Origin of the sequence: Actinokineospora auranticolor, assembly GCF_041897805.1 — a bacterium.
GTDB lineage: Bacteria > Actinomycetota > Actinomycetes > Mycobacteriales > Pseudonocardiaceae > Actinokineospora > Actinokineospora auranticolor.
Map to the genome: position 1 here is coordinate 4,774,993 of NZ_CP154825.1, position 14,305 is coordinate 4,789,297.

General features: G+C 71.7%; 16 protein-coding genes. 7 read left to right on the forward strand and 9 right to left on the reverse strand.

From position 1 onward, the window contains the following. Window positions 1-134: 134 nt before the first annotated feature. Genes V5P93_RS21100 through V5P93_RS21115 form a run of 4 tightly spaced genes read left to right on the forward strand, consistent with a single transcriptional unit; the run spans window position 135 to window position 2,476 of the window. Window positions 135-587: a hypothetical protein gene (locus tag V5P93_RS21100; protein WP_104481487.1), complete on the forward strand. Its 453-nt coding sequence runs from the start codon at window positions 135-137 to the stop codon at window positions 585-587. Continuing rightward, window positions 584-1,816, forward strand: coding sequence for an NRAMP family divalent metal transporter (locus V5P93_RS21105; RefSeq protein WP_104481486.1), 1,233 nt, complete (start codon window positions 584-586; stop codon window positions 1,814-1,816). The genes V5P93_RS21100 and V5P93_RS21105 overlap by 4 nt, the downstream gene beginning before the upstream one ends. After that, complete coding sequence (locus V5P93_RS21110; RefSeq protein ID WP_104481485.1) at window positions 1,813-2,202, forward strand: hypothetical protein; 390 nt, start codon at window positions 1,813-1,815, stop codon at window positions 2,200-2,202. Before V5P93_RS21105 ends, V5P93_RS21110 begins: the two co-directional genes overlap by 4 nt. After that, window positions 2,189-2,476: a hypothetical protein gene (locus V5P93_RS21115; protein WP_104481484.1), complete on the forward strand. Its 288-nt coding sequence runs from the start codon at window positions 2,189-2,191 to the stop codon at window positions 2,474-2,476. The genes V5P93_RS21110 and V5P93_RS21115 overlap by 14 nt, the downstream gene beginning before the upstream one ends. 28 nt (window positions 2,477-2,504) lie before the next feature. On the opposite strand, the gene V5P93_RS21120 is transcribed toward V5P93_RS21115, so the two are convergent. Further along, window positions 2,505-2,861 carry an STAS domain-containing protein gene (locus V5P93_RS21120; protein ID WP_104481483.1) on the reverse strand — a complete coding sequence of 119 codons (357 nt, stop codon included), beginning with the start codon at window positions 2,859-2,861 and terminating at the stop codon, window positions 2,505-2,507. Further along, window positions 2,858-3,307: an ATP-binding protein gene (locus tag V5P93_RS21125; RefSeq protein ID WP_104481482.1), complete on the reverse strand. Its 450-nt coding sequence runs from the start codon at window positions 3,305-3,307 to the stop codon at window positions 2,858-2,860. The genes V5P93_RS21120 and V5P93_RS21125 overlap by 4 nt, the downstream gene beginning before the upstream one ends. Before the next feature lie 223 nt (window positions 3,308-3,530). Between V5P93_RS21125 and V5P93_RS21130 the strand changes: the two genes are divergently transcribed. Further along, a complete protein-coding gene (locus tag V5P93_RS21130; protein ID WP_219824107.1) occupies window positions 3,531-5,354 on the forward strand; it encodes a SpoIIE family protein phosphatase in 1,824 nt (607 codons plus the stop codon). A gap of 187 nt (window positions 5,355-5,541) precedes the next feature. Here the strand turns inward: V5P93_RS21130 and V5P93_RS21135 are convergent, their stop codons facing one another. Then, entirely contained in the window at window positions 5,542-6,726 is a 1,185-nt protein-coding gene (locus V5P93_RS21135) for a zinc-dependent alcohol dehydrogenase (RefSeq protein ID WP_104481481.1), read from the reverse strand. 17 nt (window positions 6,727-6,743) lie between these two features. After that, window positions 6,744-7,760, reverse strand: a complete 1,017-nt coding sequence (locus V5P93_RS21140) for an NAD-dependent epimerase/dehydratase family protein (RefSeq protein ID WP_104481480.1) — start codon at window positions 7,758-7,760, stop codon at window positions 6,744-6,746. A 105-nt stretch (window positions 7,761-7,865) separates the two neighbouring features. Here V5P93_RS21140 and V5P93_RS21145 point away from each other — a divergent pair, with 105 nt between their 5' ends. Together V5P93_RS21145 and V5P93_RS21150 are read left to right on the forward strand one after the other, a co-directional pair. Then, entirely contained in the window at window positions 7,866-8,759 is an 894-nt protein-coding gene (locus tag V5P93_RS21145; RefSeq protein WP_104481479.1) for an SDR family oxidoreductase, read from the forward strand. A 7-nt stretch (window positions 8,760-8,766) separates the two neighbouring features. Then, the gene (locus tag V5P93_RS21150; protein ID WP_219824106.1) at window positions 8,767-10,230 is read left to right on the forward strand and encodes an aminotransferase class I/II-fold pyridoxal phosphate-dependent enzyme; all 1,464 of its coding nucleotides are present in this window, start codon (window positions 8,767-8,769) and stop codon (window positions 10,228-10,230) included. Window positions 10,231-10,240: 10 nt separating this feature from the next. Here the strand turns inward: V5P93_RS21150 and V5P93_RS21155 are convergent, their stop codons facing one another. The 5 genes from V5P93_RS21155 to V5P93_RS21175 all read right to left on the reverse strand — a co-directional run bounded on the left by V5P93_RS21155 (window position 10,241) and on the right by V5P93_RS21175 (window position 14,166). Further along, window positions 10,241-11,347, reverse strand: a complete 1,107-nt coding sequence (locus V5P93_RS21155) for a YihY/virulence factor BrkB family protein (RefSeq protein WP_104481478.1) — start codon at window positions 11,345-11,347, stop codon at window positions 10,241-10,243. Window positions 11,348-11,412: 65 nt separating this feature from the next. Continuing rightward, the gene (locus V5P93_RS21160) at window positions 11,413-11,748 is read right to left on the reverse strand and encodes a glycosyltransferase family 2 protein (protein ID WP_104481477.1); all 336 of its coding nucleotides are present in this window, start codon (window positions 11,746-11,748) and stop codon (window positions 11,413-11,415) included. Continuing rightward, window positions 11,748-11,879, reverse strand: a complete 132-nt coding sequence (locus V5P93_RS21165; protein ID WP_281261689.1) for a hypothetical protein — start codon at window positions 11,877-11,879, stop codon at window positions 11,748-11,750. Before V5P93_RS21165 ends, V5P93_RS21160 begins: the two co-directional genes overlap by 1 nt. Further along, the gene (locus V5P93_RS21170) at window positions 11,876-13,159 is read right to left on the reverse strand and encodes a bifunctional PIG-L family deacetylase/class I SAM-dependent methyltransferase (RefSeq protein ID WP_104481476.1); all 1,284 of its coding nucleotides are present in this window, start codon (window positions 13,157-13,159) and stop codon (window positions 11,876-11,878) included. The genes V5P93_RS21165 and V5P93_RS21170 overlap by 4 nt, the downstream gene beginning before the upstream one ends. After that, window positions 13,156-14,166, reverse strand: coding sequence for an acyl-CoA dehydrogenase family protein (locus tag V5P93_RS21175; RefSeq protein WP_245931555.1), 1,011 nt, complete (start codon window positions 14,164-14,166; stop codon window positions 13,156-13,158). Before V5P93_RS21175 ends, V5P93_RS21170 begins: the two co-directional genes overlap by 4 nt. Window positions 14,167-14,305 lie beyond the last annotated feature (139 nt).

The window sequence follows — 14,305 nt, forward strand, 5'->3', positions numbered from 1 at the left end:
TTGCAGGGTGGTCCTACCTCCTGGCGTGCTCGCTGCCCGGACAAGCGGAGCGGACCGGACAAACTGTCGATTTCCGCAGCATAGAAGGGGGTCGGCGGAGTTTGGCGTCTTCGCCGACCGGGTAGTGCGCGGGCATGGGAAAGCGCGGGGTCGTGGCCTCGCTGGTGGTGGCGGTGGCGCTGGCCGGGTTCGTGGTGCCGGGGGTGCTGCCCGCCACCGAGGACGATGTGCGGTCCGCGGTCGCCTCCGGCGGTCGGGACGCCGGGTCGGCGGTGCGGACGGCCCGGTTGACCGCGACCGCGCTGCTGGACGGGCGGGTGCTCGCGCCGTACCGGTCGGCGGTGTTCGACGACGCCCGGGAGCGGGCCGCCGACGCGGTGGACGAACTGTTCGCGGTGGAGGTCCCGACCGACGGCGCCGCCCGGCTCAGGGATCGGGCGATGCCGTTGCTGACCGAGGCGGTGGTCGCGATCACCGACACCGCCCGCGCCGCCGAGGACGACGACAGGGCTGCGCTGACCGCGAACGCGAGCAGGCTCGATCGGCTCGCCGCCGGGCTGCGGGAGCTCGTTGGGGCCGTCGCGTGAAGCGGGCGTTGGCGGTCACGCTGGGCATCCTGACCGCGATCGGCGGGTTCGTCGACATCGGCGACCTGGTGGCCAACTCCGAGACCGGCGCCCGGTTCGGGATGCGCCTGGCCTGGGTGGTCGTGGTCGGGGTCATCGGCATCTGCGTGTACGCCGAGATGTCCGGCAGGGTCGCGGCGGTCAGCGGGCGTCCGGTGTTCGACCTGGTGCGCGAACGCCTCGGACCGAAGGTGGCGTTGGCGAACCTGGCCGGGTCCTACCTGGTGACGCTGTTGACCCTGGCGGCGGAGATCGGCGGTGTGGCGTTGGCGATCGAGTTGGCGACCAGCGTGCACTACCTGCTGTGGGTGCCGATCGCGGCGTTCGTGATCTGGGTCGTGCTGTGGCGGATGCGGTTCGAGACCATGGAACGCGTCTTCGGCCTCGCCGGACTCGCGCTCGTGGTGTTCGTCGTCGCCCTCATCGCCCTCGACCCGCCCTGGCGCGAACTGGGGTCCCAGGCGCTGGGGCAGGCATCCGCGTCCGGGGAAGGCTGGGCCAGCTACGGGTTCTTCGCGGTGTCGTTGTTCGCCGCGGCCATGACCCCGTACGAGGTGTTCTTCTTCTCCTCCGGTGGCGTCGAGGAGGAGTGGACCCGCAAGGACCTGATCACCGAGCGCACCAACGTGTTCATCGGCTTCCCGCTCGGCGGCATCCTGTCGCTGGCGATCATGGCCTGCGCCGCCACCGTCTTCGCCCCGCTCGGCGTGCAGGTCGACTCGATCGGGCAGACCACCCTGCCGGTGGCCCTCGCGCTCGGGAAACTCGGCCTGGCCGTGGTCATCCTCGGCGTGTTCGCCGCGACCTTCGGCGCCGCGCTGGAAACCGGCCTGTCCGCCGGGTACACCATCGCCCAGTACTTCGGCTGGCGCTGGGGCAAAAGCGTCGCACCGCGCAGCGCCGCCCGCTTCCACACCGTCGTCCTGGTCAGCCTCCTGCTCGGGGTCGCGCTCCTGCTGACCACGGTGGACCCGGTCACCGTCACCGAGGTCTCCCTGGTGTTCAGCGCGGTCGCGCTGCCGTTGACCTACCTGCCGATCCTGGTGGTCGCCAACGACCGCGACTACCTCGGCGACCAGGTCAACGGTCGCCTCGCCAACATCTTCGGCGTCGGCTACCTCGCCGTCATCCTCCTCGCCGCCGTCGCCGCGATCCCACTCATGGTCATCACCGGAATGGGCACCTCATGACCCCCGACCCGCTGCGCGTCGACTTCCACCTCCTCGACCGCCAAGTCGTCGACCGCCACGGCCGCCCCGTCGGCAAGGTCGACGACATCGAACTCCACATCGACCTCGACGGCACCGCGACCGTCACCGCCCTGCTCGTCGGGCAGATCGCCCTCGGCCTGCGCATCGACGGCCGGTTCGGCACCTGGCTGGCCTCCGTCGGCCGACGCCTGCACACCGACCGCGACCCCGTGCCGCTGCGTGTCCCGTTCCACCACGTCACCGACGTCGGCAGCGCCATCACCCTGGGCATCGACCTCGAACTCCTCGACGAACCACCCCTCGAACGCTGGCTGCGCGACCACGTGATCGCCCGCATCCCCGGAGCCCGCGATGCGCGCCAGTGACCTCCTCGGCCGCACCGTCCACGACCACGACGGCCGTCCCCTCGGCCGGGCTGTCGACCTGCTCACCACCCCCGGCCCCGACGGCACCCCGGTCATCACCGCAGTCTTGGTCGCACCCCGCCACCGCAGCCGCTTCCTCGGCTACGAACGACCCGGCATCCAACGACCCTGGACCGTCAACCGGCTCGCCCGCGTGATCCACCGCGGTGTCCGCGAGATCCCGTGGACCGAAGTCCGCTGGGGACCTGACGACATCGAACCCGCGGCGTCGTGAGCGGCGGCGGTACGCGCGGCTCAGTGGGTCAGACCGGGTTGTGCTGTCGACGATGCGGAACGGTGTCGACGACGTCGAGGACGTCGAGCAGGCCGGTGATCTGGAGCGCGCGGTAGGCGGCGTTGTCGGGCGGCAGGACGACGACGAGCCTGTTCTCGTTGGCGCGGCAGTGTTCGTCGGTTCTGGCGAGCGTGGCCAGGCCGCACGAGCCGGGGAACCGGACATCGCTGAGATCGATGACGAGCGTCGCGGGCGCCGCGGTGAGCGCGTGGTCCACGGCGGTGTTCAGGTCGCCGACCGTGGCGAGGTCGATGTCGCCCGCGCACCGGACGGTGATCGAGGTCGCCGTCCCGTCGACGGTGACGGTGGGTAGCTGCGGGTTCATGGTCTGGTGGTCTCGGCTCTGAACTCGATGGTGGTCGTGGTGCCGGGCGCGGTGGGGGTGCCGCGGTCGATGTTCAGGCGGTCGGCGATCGTGTAGATGATCTTGAGGCCCCGGCCGCTCAGGGGAACCCGGGTCCCGGACGGTTCCGAGGTCGGGGTGCGCCACTGGCCGCGGTCGGCGATGGACACCCGCACGCTCGTGGCGTCGGGGAGCACCAGCGCGGTGAGCGTGACGGGGCCGGGGGCGATGTCGCGGTAGGCGTGTTCGATGCTGTTGGTGATCGCTTCGTCGATGGCCAGGAGGATGTCCTCGCGACGCGCCTCAACGATGTCGCGGGCGGTGAGCCAGGCCCGCAGGGCGGCCCGGATGACGGTGATGTCGTCGATGTGCGCGGTGATCTCGACGCGTAACGCGGAGGTCCGCGGTGTGGTGGTGCCGGGTGTCATCGGTTTCGCATCCACCGCATCCGCTCGCGATTCGGTCGCCCGGCCATTCGTGGGTGGGGCGAGCAGCAAGCTCTCCCTCGTCACCCTAGCTCCGGGCGCCCCGCCCCACCGGACGACGAGACCCACGTTCTCGCCTTCGGTGTCACGTCGCTCGCATCCACTGTCGCGGCCCTGGTCGGCGGGCTACGCTTCCGCGCTGGTTTCGTGTCCGGTGGGAGTGACGATGTCGACGAGGCGGGAGGTACCCGCGCGAGGCGGGTTGGCCGACCCGGCCAGGCTGGCGGCGCTGCGCGACACCGGGCTGTCCGAGATGTCGGATCTCGGGATGGAGCGGTTCGCGCGCTTGGTGGCGAGCGTGGTCGGCACCCCCGTGGCGTTGGTGTCGCTGGTCGAGGCGGACCGCCAGATGTTCCCCGGCATGGTGGGGCTGGACGACCCGTGGGCGACGGCCCGGTCGACGCCGTTGTCGCACTCGCTGTGCAGCCAGGTCGTGCTCTCCGGCGAGCCCCTGGTCCTGCCCGACACCCGCGCCGACGACCACTGGTGCGCCAACCCCGCGATCGACGACCTCGGTGTCGCCGCCTACGCGGGGATGCCGCTGGTCGATGTCGACGGTCACGTGCTGGGGTCACTGTGCGCGATCGACACCTCACCCCGCAGCTGGACCGAGGCCCAACTGCGGGACTTGGCGGACCTGGCCGCCGCGTGCGCCGCCGAGCTGCGGCTGCGGATCGTGTCCCACCGGGCCGAGCAGGCCCACCGCCGCGCCGACGAGTACGCCGCTCAGGTCAGAGCCGCCCTGACCCGCTCGGAACTGCTGCTGCGAGCCGCCGACGACCTCGCCGACACCACCGGCCTGGTCAAGGTGCGCGACCGCGTCCGCGACCTCGTCACCAGCGACCTCAAGCCCAGCTACGTCGGCCTGGTGCTCGTGGAGGGCAGGAGGCTGCGCCGGGTGGTCGACCACACCGGCACGGTTCCGGTCGAAGCGGTCTACGAGAGCTACGACCTCGATGACAACTGGCCGACCGCGCGCGCCATCCGCGACAACGCCACCGTCGTCATCCAGGACACCGCCGGCCTCGTCGACGGGGGCTACCCCGCCGAGGTGGTCGCCGCGTTCGAGGAGATGAACCTCCGCACCGCGATCTGCGTCCCCCTGCCCGGCACCCGCGGCCCACTGGGCGCCCTGGCCGTGTGCTGGGACACCCCACACGAACTCGACCTGCTCGAACGCTCCGTCGTCACCGCGCTGGCCGGGTACACCGCCCGCGCCGTCGAGCGCGCCCGCTTCCTCGACGACCGGGTCAGCACCGCCCACCAGCTCCAACAGGCCATGCTCACCGACCTCCCCACCACCGAGGGCATCGAGACCGCCGCCCTCTACCGCCCCGCCACCACCGACGAACTCGTCGGCGGCGACTGGTACGACGCCTACCCCCTGCCCGCCACCACCACACTCCCGGCCGGGCTGGCCGTGACCATCGGTGACATCACCGGCCACGACATCCACGCCGCCACCCTCATGGGCCAGCTCCGCAGCATGATCCGCCAAGCCGACCTCGACCACCCCGGCGCGGGCCCCGCCACCACCGTCACCGCGGTCGAGAACGCCAACCAGGCACTCGACCTGCGCGCCAGCGGCAGCCTCGTGCACTGCCACCTGCGCCCACGCCCAGACCGCGGCTGGGACCTCACCTGGACCAACGTCGGACACCCCAGCCCTCTCCTCCGGTGCCCGTCCGGCCGCGTCACCCAGCTCCAACACTCCGGCAGGATCATCCACCCCGACCTGCCCACGCCCGCCCGAACCGACCACCACACAGTCCTGCCGCCCGGGTCGACCCTGCTGCTCTACACCGACGGTCTCACCGACCGCCGCGGCCACGACATCGACGACGCCACCACCCACACCCTCCACCTGCTCGCCGGCCACACCGGCACCATGCCCACCCTGCTCGACACCCTCGTCGCCCGCCTCGGCGGCACCGCACCCGAGGACGACATCGCCCTCATCGCCGTCCACATCCCGCCACCGACCACCTGATCAGGCTGCGGACGACCTGAACACCCGTGGCGACCCGTACCGCGACGCGTATTCGACAACGGGCCGATGCGGACGGTGTCGTCCTCGATCTCGGCGCGCCGTTGGGCGCCTGATCCGAGGTCGTGGAGCGTGCCGTGCACCTGCCCGGCACCGCGGCGGCGGGACCGGTCGCACTCGGCGGATGGTGTCAGGGAGTGAAGACGACCTTGATGGCGCCGTTTTCCTTGCGCTGGAACATGGAGTACGCCTCGGGGGCGTCGGTGAGCGGGAGGGTGTGGGTGGCGAAGGTGTCGACGCCGAGGGGGTCGTCGTCGGTGAGCAGGGGCAGGATGTCGGGGACCCAGCGGTGGACGTTGGCCTGGCCCATGCGGAGCTGGATCTGCTTGTCGAAGAGGGTGAGCATGGGCAGCGGGTCGCTCATGCCGCCGTAGACGCCGACGAGGGAGATGGTGCCGCCGCGGCGGACGATGTCGATGGCCAGGCGCAGGGCGGAGAGCCGGTCGATGCCCGCGGTGCGCATGATCTTCTCGGCGGCGGCGTCGGGCAGGAGTCCGACGGCGCGTTGGGCGAGGGAGGCGACGGGCGCGCCGTGGGCTTCGAGGCCGACGGCGTCGATGACGGAGTCGGCGCCCCGGCCGTCGGTGAGTTCGCGGACCGCGTCGGCGAGGTCGGCACCGTGTTCACGCAGGTCCAGTGTGGTCACCCCGCGCTCGGCGGCGCGGGCGAGGCGTTCGTCGACCAGGTCGATGCCGATCACCTTCTCGACCCCGCGGTGCTGCGCGACGCGGGCGCACATCTCCCCGATGGGGCCAAGCCCGATCACGGCCAGGGTGCCGCCGGGCTGGACGTCGGCGTACTCGACGCCCTGCCACGCGGTCGGCAGCACGTCGGACAGGAACAGGAACCGGGTATCCGCGGGCCCTTCCGGGACCTTGACGGGTAGGCGGTCGGCGAAGGGCACGCGCAGGAACTCGGCCTGCCCGCCGGGAACGCCGCCGTAGAGCTTGGTGTAGCCGAACAGCGACGCGCCCATGCCCTGCTCGCGGACCTGCGTCGTTTCGCACTGCGAGTGCAGCCCTTGCCCGCACATGTAGCAGTCGCCGCAGGAGATGTTGAACGGGACCACGACGCGGTCGCCGACCTTGAGCGAGGTCACCTCCGCCCCGACTTCCTCCACCACGCCCATGGGTTCGTGGCCGAGGATGTCTCCCTCGGTGAGGAACGGCCCGAAGACCTCGTAGAGGTGCAGATCGGATCCGCAGAGCCCGGTGGAGGTGACGCGGATGATGGTGTCGGTCGGGTCCTGGATGACCGGGTCGGGGTGGGTGTCGACGCGGACGTCGCGTTTTCCGTGCCAGGTCAGGGCTTTCACCGGGAATGCCTTTCGGGTCAGGGGTGCAGAACCGGGCTGGATTCGATGCCCGCGCGCGAGGCGAGTCCGTCGAGCAGCGCGCGCAGCGTGTCGTGGCTGTCGGTCGTCGGTGCCCAGTCGAGTTCGGACTTGGCGCGGTCGGTGCGCAGGAGGGGCACGGACAGGGCGAGGTCGAGCCACCCGGGCGAAGTGGGCACCACCCGGGCCCGCCACGCCGCGGCGACCGCGGCGCGCACGACCCGCGCGGGGAGTTCGACCACGCGTCCGCCCAGGACCGCGGCGAGGTCCCGCGCGTCGAGCACGGGGTCGGCCGCGAGGTTCACCGCGCCCCGGTAGCCCCGTTCCGCCGCCGCGAGGACCGCAGCGGCCACGTCGGGCGAGTGCACGAACTGAAGCACCAGGCCACGCGGGAGGGGCAGCACCGGCAACCTGCCGTCGCGTGCGACCTTCCACAGTGGACGTGGGATCAGGGCACCGATGAAGTAGCGGCGGATCTCGCTGGCCGCGTCGCGTTGCAGGATGAGCCCGGGCCGCAACCTCGCCACGGACACGTCCGGGTGGTCTGCCTCGAACGCGTCGAGGATCGACTCCACCTCGGCCTTGTGGTTGCTGTAGGAGGAACTCGGCACCCCCGTCACGGGGTGGCTCTCGTCCACTCGGCTCATCGACCGGCGGGCCGCGTACGCCCCGACCGAAGACAGGTACACCAGCCGTGTGACACCCGAGTCGGTGACAGCGTCGAACACCGCGCGGCTACCGGTCACGTTCACCGACCGCAGGTAGTCCTGGTCGTGGCTCGGCTGGACCGCCCACGCGGCGTGGACCACCGCATCGGCCCCGTCGAACACCTCAAACAGCCTCGTGGACGCGTCCGCGCCGCTGATGTCGATGGAGTGCCAGTCAACGCCGTCGTAAGGCGCACCAGCCCGTGGGGGCCGCCGTGACACCCCGACCGCGGTGTGCCCGGCAGCTCGGGCCGCCCGGAGAACCGCGGTCCCCACGTTGCCGCTTCCACCCACGACCACTATGCGCATGTCCTCGCATACCCGTGCGCGGCGCGCGCTAACCGCTCGGGTTTCCCGCTCCCGCTCCTGGGCACTTCTGTCCCGTACACATGGACCAGCGACTCGGGAGCCGCGATGCCGGACCAGACGACCCGCCAGGACCCGCGCCGCCAGTACCCCGGCCCGGTCGAGTCAGCCGACGACGTCGAGCACCCGGGCCCCACACGGCAGATGGACTCCGAGCCCGACCACGGGGAGCACACCTACCGGGGCTCCGGGCGGCTGACCGACGCCGCGACCGTGATCACCGGCGGCGACTCCGGGATCGGGCGCGCGGTGGCCTTGGCCTTCGCCAGGGAGGGCGCGGACGTGCTCATCACCTGCCTGCCCAAGGAACGCGAGGACGCCGAGACCACCATCGGACTCGTGCGGGAGGCGGGCAGGCGCGGCGAGATCGAGGTCGCCGACCTGACCGACGAGGCCGCCTGCGCGCGGGTGATCGACGCCGCTGTGGCCGCGTTCGGGCGGATCGACGTGCTGGTCAGCAACGCCGCCTACCAGATGTCGCAAGACGGCGGCCTCGCCGAGATCGACAGCGCGCAGTTCGACCGCGTGCTCAAGACCAACGTCTACGCCATGTTCTGGCTGTGCAAGGCCGCCCTACCACACCTGAGCCCGGGCGCGTCGATCATCACCAGTTCCTCGATCCAGGCGTACCAGCCCTCACCGCACCTGCTGGACTACGCCGCCTCGAAGGCCGCGATCGTCAACTTCACCAAGGGCCTCGCGCTGAACCTGATCGACCGCGGCGTACGGGTCAACTCCGTCGCCCCCGGTCCAGTGTGGACACCGCTGATCCCCGCCACGATGCCACCGGACAAGGTGGAGTCCTTCGGCGCGCAAGCACCGCTGGGCAGGCCCGCTCAACCCGCCGAACTCGCGCCCGCCTACGTCTTCCTCGCCTCCCAGGAATCGAGCTACACCACCGGCGAGGTCGTCGGCGTCACCGGCGGCTCACCGATCTCCTGAAAGGGGCATGTCCGTGAACCACGACGAGGCACCCGTCCTCGACGCCCTGGCCGGCTACCACGCCCGCGGCCACACGCCCTTCACGCCACCGGGGCACAAGCACGGCCGGGGCGCCGACCCGCGGGTGCGAGCGGTGCTGGGTGAGGACGTGTTCCGCAACGACCTGCTGGCCACCGGCGGACTCGACGACCGCTCCTCCTCCGGCAAGGTGATCGAACGCGCACAACGGCTGATGGCCGACGCAGTGGGCGCCGAACACGCCTTCTTCTCCACCTGCGGCAGCTCGCTGTCGGTCAAGAGCGCGGTGCTCGCGGTCGCCGGGCGGCACGGCCGCATCCTGGTCAGCCGCGACGTGCACAAATCGGTCGTCTCCGGCCTGGTGCTCTCCGGGCTGCGACCGACCTGGGTGCACCCGCGCTACGACCCCGACCTGCACCTGGCCCACCCACCCTCGCCCGACGCGGTGGCCGAGGCGTTGGACCGCGACGGTGACGTCGCGGGGGTGTTGATCACCAGCCCCACCCCGTACGGCACGTGCGCGGACATCACCGCGATAGCCGAACTGTGCCACCAGCGCGGGCTGCCGCTGGTGGTGGACGAGGCGTGGGGAGCGCACCTGCCCTTCCACGAACAGCTCCCCACCTGGGCGATGGACGCGGGCGCGGACCTGTGCGTGGTCAGCGTCCACAAGATGGGCGCCGGACTGGAGCAGGGCTCGGTGTTCCACCTGCAGGGCGACCTCGTCGACCCCGCACACCTGCGGGCCTGCGCGGACATGCTCGCCACCACCAGCCCCAACACCCTCGTCTACGCCGCCATGGACGGCTGGCGCCGCCAGATGGTCCAGCACGGGCACCGGCTGCTCACCGGCGCCCTCGACCTCGCCGACACCGTGCGCGCCGCCATCGAGGACATCCCCGGCCCGCACGTGCTCCGCGACGAACTGATCGGTGTCGAGGCCTCCCACGAACTCGACCCGCTCAAGATCCTCATCGACGTCTCCGACCTCGGCATCTCCGGCTACCAGGCCGCCGACTGGCTGCGCGCCCACCACGCCATCGACGTCGGGCTCTCCGACCACCGCCGCGTCGAAGCCCAACTCAGCATCGCCGACACCACCCACACCACCACCATCCTCATCGACGGCCTGACCGCCCTCGCCAAGACCGCGAAGGCCCTGCCCACACCACCTCAGGTGGCGCTGCCGGACCTGGGAGACCTCGAACTCGACACGGTCATGCTCCCCCGCGACGCCTTCTTCGCCGACACCCGGGACGTGCCCGCCCGCGAAGCCGTCGGCCGGATCTGCGCCGAACAGGTCACCCCCTACCCACCCGGCATCCCCGTCCTGCTCCCCGGCGAACGCATCGAGCAACACGCCCTCGACTACCTGCTCACCGGAGTCACGGCGGGGATGGTCATCCCGGACTCGGTGGACCCCGAACTCAAGACCATCCGCGTCGTGGCCTAGCCCCCGGCCATCACGAGCGGCGACGGCGGGACGCCAGCACGACCGCGGTCAGGGTGGCCACGGCCCCGCCCGCCACGAGAGTGGCGACTGTCCTATTAGGCGACCGCCGCTGAACCGGCTTCTGAACTTCCCCGGGCTCCCCGTCGGTGGCGACCGCCTCGACGGCGGGTTCGATGTCGGCACGTTGATCCTCGTCGAGGGCGCGGGTGTCGCGCGGGGGCAGGAACGGTTCCTGCTCCGCCGGCAGCCCCTGGGTGATCTGCTTGGCGCGGGCGAGTTCCGCGTCGAGTTCGGCCCCGAGGAGCACGGCGATGTTGGAGATCCACAGCCAGACGAGGAAGCCGATGACCCCGCCGAGTGAGCCGTAGGTCTTGTTGTAGGAGCCGAAGTTGGCGACGTAGAGCCCGAACGCGCCGGAGGCGAGCACCCAGAGCAGGACCGCGAGCAGCCCGCCGGGACTCAGCCATCGGAAGCGGGGCTGGTGCACGTTCGGCGCGGCCCAGTACAAGATCGCCAAAGCCAGCCCGACCAGCAGCGCGATCACGGGCCATTTCGCGATGTCCCAGATCCGCACACCGGTGTCGCCGATACCCAGCAGCGTTCCCACCCGCTCGGCAACGGTGCCGGTGGTGACCACGCCGAACGCGCACACCGCCAACAACACGACCACCGCGGCGGTCAACCCGACCCGCAACGGGATGGTCTTCCACACCGGCCTGCCCTCGGGCATCTCGTAGATCGCGTTCGACGCCCGCATGAACGCCCCGATGTACCCGCTGGCCGACCACAACGCCCCCGCGACGCCCACCACCGCCAACACCCCGGCCGCCCCACCGGTCCGCTGGAGCCCGGTGATCGCGTCCACGATGATCCCGGCCGACTCGCCGGGCGCCAGCAGCCGCACGTTCTCGATCACCGTGGCGGTCGCCGAAGGACCCAGCATCGCCAGCACCGAGGTGAGCACGATGATCGCCGGGAACAGCGACAGCACCGCGTAGTAGGTCAGCGCGGCTGCCCAGTCCAGCAGGTTGTCCCGCTGGAACTCCTTGACCGTGCCCCGCAGCACGACCTTCCACGACCGCTTCGGCAGATCCGTCGGACCCTCTGGCACCGGCATCGTCGTTCCCTCCGCGCGAACTCACAGCGGTGTTCCCGCCACCGCGACAGGTGAAACGCTGCTGGTCAGACCGGCGGTCCGGCAGTGCTCTCGAGCGAGTCGAGCAGGTCGGCGAGGCCGCCGCGGGCGCGTCCGCGGGTCCGGGCGCTGGTGGTGACGGTGATGTGGTCGGCGTAGGCGCGGGGGTGTCCGCCCTGACCGAGTCGACGCCACAGGTCGTGGTCCTCGCCGGTGGAGAGGGAGCCGAAGCCGCCGACGGCGTCGTAGGCGTCGGCGCGGATGCCGAGATTGGCGCCGTAGACGTTGCCGTGGCCCTCCGGTAGCCGGGCCTTGTCGAGAACATGGGCGTAGCGCAGCAGCGCGACATGGCCCAGGGTGGTGCGGTGGTCGAGGTGGGCCATCACACCGACCACGCGATGGCGGCGGGTAGGCCACGGGCGGCCGTGGCGATGGCGCGCAGGCAGGCGTGGATGTGCTCCGCTTCGTCGCGGGCCGGGACGGCGATCGCGACGGCGGTGATCGGTGTGATCACCGGCGGCGCAGCACGTGGACGGCGAACTCGTGGTCCAGGTGTTCGACGAGCGGGTCGAGGTCGGGGTGGGCCAGCAGGCGGCGGTGGGCGTCCATGCCGTCCCGGGGTGCCTCGGCCGCCCATGGCAGCCAGTGCGCGGCGAGCAGGTGCCCACCGGGGCGCAGCGCCGCGACCGCCTTGTCCACTGTGGAGTCCAGGTCGGTGTCGCCGAGGTAGTAGAGGATCTCGCTGAACACCACCAGGTCCGCGGGCTCGTCCGGCAGGTCGCGCGGTAGTGCGCCGACCTCGATCCGCACGTGGGGCAGGTGCGCGGTGCGCGTCCTGGCCCGGTCGACGGCGACGGGCACGGGGTCGAAGGCGGTCAACCGCTCGCACCTGGCGGCGAGGTCGACGGTGAGCTGACCGATCCCGCACGCGGGCTCCACGACCGTGCCGTACCGCTGTTCCGGCAGGCACGCGAGGGTGACCGCGCGTTTGCGCCGCTCGTACCAACTGTCGGTCACCGACCAGGGGTCGGTGTGCGCGGCGTAGAGGTCGGCGAACCGGTCGACGGGAGCGCTCGCACGCGGTGGCTCCCGGAACACGACCTCCACGTCCCGGTCGAAGTGGCTCAACATCGCCGTGTCCAGGATCGGAACACCCTCCGGCCCCGGCTCCACCTGCGAGACGAACCGGGCGATCCCGGCCGCCTTGCGCTCGCGCCGACCCCGGTCGAGCGCGATCGTGAACGCCCGTTCGCGCCGGACAAGGCGATCATCGGGCTTGAGCCAGTGCCACATCCAGATCGGGTAGGACCAGCGGTGCGCGGTCACCGGCGCCACCTGGAGCGCCACCTCGCCCGCGCACTGGTGGTCGGGATGCGGGTCTCCCGGCCACGGCACCAGGCACAGGTCCGCGTCGGCCAGTTCACCGACCAAGGCCCCGGCGAGTTCGACGCGACGGCCCGTGAGCCCCGAGTCGGGCAGCCCGAGCCAGCGCACCTCCACCTCGCCGAGCCCCTGGGCGCGCAGCGACGCTGTCAGCTCCTGCCTGCGGGCGCGGCCCAGATCGGCGCGTTCGGCGGGCGACAGGGTGGGGAAGGCGGCCTCCCCGTCGGTCGCGACCACCAGGCGGACCTCGGTGCCGCGCTCGTGCAGCGCCTGGATCAGCCCGCTCGCGCCCAGCGTCTCGTCGTCCGGGTGCGCGGCGACCACGACGGCCAGGTCGTAGCGCTCGTCGGGGAACCGGCGCAGGCCGGTCAACCAAGACGCCCACTCGTCTTCGTCGGTGGTCTGCCTCATCCCGCGCCCCGCCCGGCACGGTCCAGCACGGTTCGACCCAACGCGGCGAGATCCCGTTCAGCGTGGTGCTGGCGCACGTAGACCTGCAGATCGGCCAACCGCTGCGCGAACACCCGGTCCCGGCACAGCGGCGTCGGCCCCACAACCCGCGGCGCGCGATCAAGGACCTCCCACGCCGCTCGCTCCACCACCGCCCGGCAGGTAGCCAGGTGATGACCGGTCGCCACACCGGCATCGACCATCCGGGCCACGTGCTCCAGGTGCGCGCCCGCCCCGGCGACAGCCGCGTGCAGGGCACCCAGGTGCGCCAGCTGGTGCTCGTCGGCCCGCCCGCCCAGCACGTCGACCACGTCGTCGAGCACGCCGACCGCACCGCCCAGCCACACCGCCGCGACACCGCCACCACCCACCGCGAACCCCGGGCGCGCCGCGTACCAGTCCGGCGGCCCGACGACCGCGGTGGGCTCCACGTGGTCGAATCGCACGTCGGCGCTGGCGGAAGCGTCCATCCCGATCGCCTGCCAACTCGACGGGTCCACCGTGACCCCGGGGTGCGCCGGATCGATCTCGACCAGCCGCGCCGCCCCCGCCTCGTCCACCGCGACCACGAGCACCCGGTCCAACCCGGCGCCACCGGAGCAGAACCTCGTCGTACCGCACACCCGTCCGCCGACCAGTCGCGCACACACCCCGCCGGACCGCGACGCCCACACCCCGTACACCGCGCCCGCCACCGCGTCCCGCCCCGACTCGGCCAAGATCGCGACCGCGTCCACATGCCCCTCCGCGAGCCGCGCCACCACCAAGTCGGTTCGCCCCAACCGCGCCAGAGCAGCCCACCGAGCCACCGTGTCCTCCCCCGGCATCGGCAGCTCAAGCCCACCGTCGGCCAAGTGCGCACGCACCTCGTCGATCGCACTCGCGGCCGACCTCGACACCGCCGATCTGGGCGGCCGTCCACAATCGAGCCACTCCAGGCCGGTGGCGGTGAGCACAGCAGCGGACACCACGCCTCCTCAACGACGTCTTCAGGCCAAGCCGGACATACCCCTCCGCCTGCCCAGCCATGCCTGCACCCGCGCCTTGGCGCAGCACCGTGCGATGCGACGTACCGCCGTGCGCGGCGTCCGGATGCCAAGAAACAGA

Coding starts and splice junctions, on each gene's coding strand:
- V5P93_RS21160 (WP_104481477.1), bottom strand. CDS start 11,748: ATGGCCCACCTCGACCACCGCACCACCCTGGGCCATGTCGCGCTGCTG.
- V5P93_RS21100 (WP_104481487.1), top strand. CDS start 135: ATGGGAAAGCGCGGGGTCGTGGCCTCGCTGGTGGTGGCGGTGGCGCTG.
- V5P93_RS21120 (WP_104481483.1), bottom strand. CDS start 2,861: ATGAACCCGCAGCTACCCACCGTCACCGTCGACGGGACGGCGACCTCG.
- V5P93_RS21140 (WP_104481480.1), bottom strand. CDS start 7,760: ATGCGCATAGTGGTCGTGGGTGGAAGCGGCAACGTGGGGACCGCGGTT.
- V5P93_RS21155 (WP_104481478.1), bottom strand. CDS start 11,347: ATGCCGGTGCCAGAGGGTCCGACGGATCTGCCGAAGCGGTCGTGGAAG.
- V5P93_RS21170 (WP_104481476.1), bottom strand. CDS start 13,159: ATGAGGCAGACCACCGACGAAGACGAGTGGGCGTCTTGGTTGACCGGC.
- V5P93_RS21110 (WP_104481485.1), top strand. CDS start 1,813: ATGACCCCCGACCCGCTGCGCGTCGACTTCCACCTCCTCGACCGCCAA.
- V5P93_RS21150 (WP_219824106.1), top strand. CDS start 8,767: ATGTCCGTGAACCACGACGAGGCACCCGTCCTCGACGCCCTGGCCGGC.
- V5P93_RS21145 (WP_104481479.1), top strand. CDS start 7,866: ATGCCGGACCAGACGACCCGCCAGGACCCGCGCCGCCAGTACCCCGGC.
- V5P93_RS21130 (WP_219824107.1), top strand. CDS start 3,531: ATGTCGACGAGGCGGGAGGTACCCGCGCGAGGCGGGTTGGCCGACCCG.
- V5P93_RS21125 (WP_104481482.1), bottom strand. CDS start 3,307: ATGACACCCGGCACCACCACACCGCGGACCTCCGCGTTACGCGTCGAG.
- V5P93_RS21115 (WP_104481484.1), top strand. CDS start 2,189: ATGCGCGCCAGTGACCTCCTCGGCCGCACCGTCCACGACCACGACGGC.